Raw genomic sequence first — 2,273 nt, 5'->3', positions numbered from 1 at the left:
TTTTCGCCCAACTCGAATCCTTTAACTCACTGAGGGACATGAGCTTAGCCGCGTGAGGCTTTCGCCCTGACGCGTGCTGACAACTGTCCGCATCGCCTCGGGGAGGTCCTGGACCGGGCCGTTTGGAACACCCCTTCCGAACGGCGCACCAAGTCGCAGAAGCTCGCCCAAGAGGCTCTCACGATCGAAGCCGAGGAGGCGCGCGCTGCCGGCGCCCTCGGCTTCACGGCTCGGATCCTCGTTCAGGCCACTCTCCCCCACAGCCGGCCCCACAAAGGTCCAAACCCGCACGAGTTCGAGCGCGTCAACGGCCGCTTCACCCTCTACATGAACGCACCGCCTTCGGTCGGCCTGCCCTACGGCTCGTACCCGCGGCTAGCACTCGCGTGGCTGTCGACCGAGGCGGTTCGAACCCGGAACCGCGAGATCGAGCTTGGCCCGACGTTCTCGAGCTTCATGTACAAGCTCGGCCTCACGCCGGTGACCGGCAAGCGCGGTACGACGTCGCGGCTTCGCGACCAGCTTCACCGACTCTTCTCCACCACGATCCGCTGCACCTACTCCGACGACTACTCGTGGCTTACCTACCGGATGAGCTATCTGTGTAGGCCCTGTCTCATCCCCTGGGAGGCGTTACAGACCCAGTTCGGGGCTGACTACGGGCAGCCGCGCGACTTCAAAAGGAAGTTCCTCGGCCACCTGGCCGACGTCCTCCACGTATATCCAGCGGTGCGCCTCTCTGATCGGCCGATGGGCCTTCTGCTCCGGCAGTCGCCAACTCACCTTCGTCGGGCGCTAGGAACCCTTCGGTAGAGGCCTCAGCCGTGCCTATCCGGCCGACCGCTAGACCGCAGCCTCCGCAGGCCGAAGACGCTTCCACAACCACAAGAGGATTGCGCCCCAACCGAGGAGCAGCACCATCACCGCGACCAGGAATCCCAGGAACGGCACAAACCGCAGCAGCGCGAGAAGGACAAGACCGGCAACGAGCGGCAGCACCAGCCCACGCGCTTTGTCCGCAGCAAACCGCTTCAGTACCCACCGGCCAGTGCAAAGACCCACCAAAAGCGGGGCCAGGTAGGAGGAAGTCAGCCAAAACAAAAGGATCAGCAAACCCAGTCCGACCATTCCGAGCACCAACGCCAGCGCCGCCAGACTGCCGAGCTTGAGGAAACCGAGGATAATCGCGACCACCACCAGCACCACCAACGCCAAAACGATCCCCACCGGCAGCGCCGCCACCCCCATCAGACCGACTCCGGCAAGCGGCAAGGGCCTCGACTGAATTTCGTCGCTCCACTCGTTGAGCCATCCGGGAATCCACCAGGCGAGAAGCAACCCTAGAACGATCAGGCCAAGCCATTTGAAGAGTCGCCCCGGCCAGCTCGGCTTGCGGGCTGCTTTCCCGGCATCGGCGCCTGCCGATGCCGGCTCCTTGCGAGTCAGGGTGCCCGCGCCCACGCCGCTCCCCCGCGCCTCGTTCGACGAGGTGTACTCGAGTCCGCCGTCGATCCGGGCGGTGTCGGCGATCGTCAAGCCCCCCGGAACCGTCGGTAGGGCCACCGGCGAAGGGATGTACTGAACGAACGAGGGCATGTTGGCGTCGCCCTCAACCTCGATCTCGCTGTCACCGCCGATCCCGCCGCGAATCTCGATTGCGTTCATGGAGCCCTGAAGGCTCTCGTCGATTCCTCCCGCCAAGAGAGCCTGAAATCCTGCAAAGAGGAGGCTCCCCCGGGTGAGGCTCTCAGGGTTGGTCTCAAGGCTGAAACCGGCCGCGACGACGTCGTCGCCAACAGAAGCCGTGGGACCGAGCTGCAGAGCCATCCCGGCCATCCGGATGTCGTCGCCGACGCGCCCGTTGACGACGACCGCCTGACCACAGGCCATGAGGTCGCCGGTCACCTCGCCGTTCATCCGGACCTCCCGGCCGCTGGCGATCACGTCTCCTTCGACCTTGCCATCCACCGTCACGGTCTCGCCAGTGACGTACAGGTCGTCGAGAATCACCTCGTCGGTACCCACCACCACATGCTGCCCGCCACGGAATTCGATCGCCGTTGCCGGAACGGCGGCAAGCACCCCACACACAGCTATCGCGTAAAACACGAATCCCGCGCTCCTCATCCGTTGTCGAGCTTGTCTCATGACGCAACTCCTCTTGTTGCCGACGAGTCTACGCCTCTACGGGGTGACGGTCGCGCCTACCGTCTCTCGCGCCCAGGAGCCTCACGGACTTAAGGCGCACCATCAGCTGAGGTCGTAGACTACCC

The 2,273-nt window shown here is 64.4% G+C and carries 2 protein-coding genes; one reads left to right on the top strand and one right to left on the bottom strand.

Annotated features, from left to right (window positions below; translation table 11 throughout):
- Positions 1–108: 108 nt before the first annotated feature.
- The gene (locus tag GY769_26140; protein ID MCP4205406.1) at positions 109–813 is read left to right on the top strand and encodes a hypothetical protein; all 705 of its coding nucleotides are present in this window, start codon (positions 109–111) and stop codon (positions 811–813) included.
- A 30-nt stretch (positions 814–843) separates the two neighbouring features.
- Here GY769_26140 and GY769_26135 read toward each other — a convergent pair whose 3' ends face one another.
- Complete coding sequence (locus GY769_26135; protein MCP4205405.1) at positions 844–2,148, bottom strand: polymer-forming cytoskeletal protein; 1,305 nt, start codon at positions 2,146–2,148, stop codon at positions 844–846.
- Positions 2,149–2,273: the final 125 nt, after the last annotated feature.

It is taken from the genome of bacterium, from assembly GCA_024224155.1.
Lineage (GTDB): Bacteria > Acidobacteriota > Thermoanaerobaculia > Multivoradales > JAHEKO01 > CALZIK01.
Note: the sequence above shows the minus strand (reverse complement) of the source record. Positions and strands in the feature narration are given on the sequence as shown.

Bases quoted from the DNA above. Each gene is read 5' to 3' on its own strand.
- GY769_26135 (MCP4205405.1), bottom strand. From the start codon at position 2,148: ATGAGACAAGCTCGACAACGGATGAGGAGCGCGGGATTCGTGTTTTAC.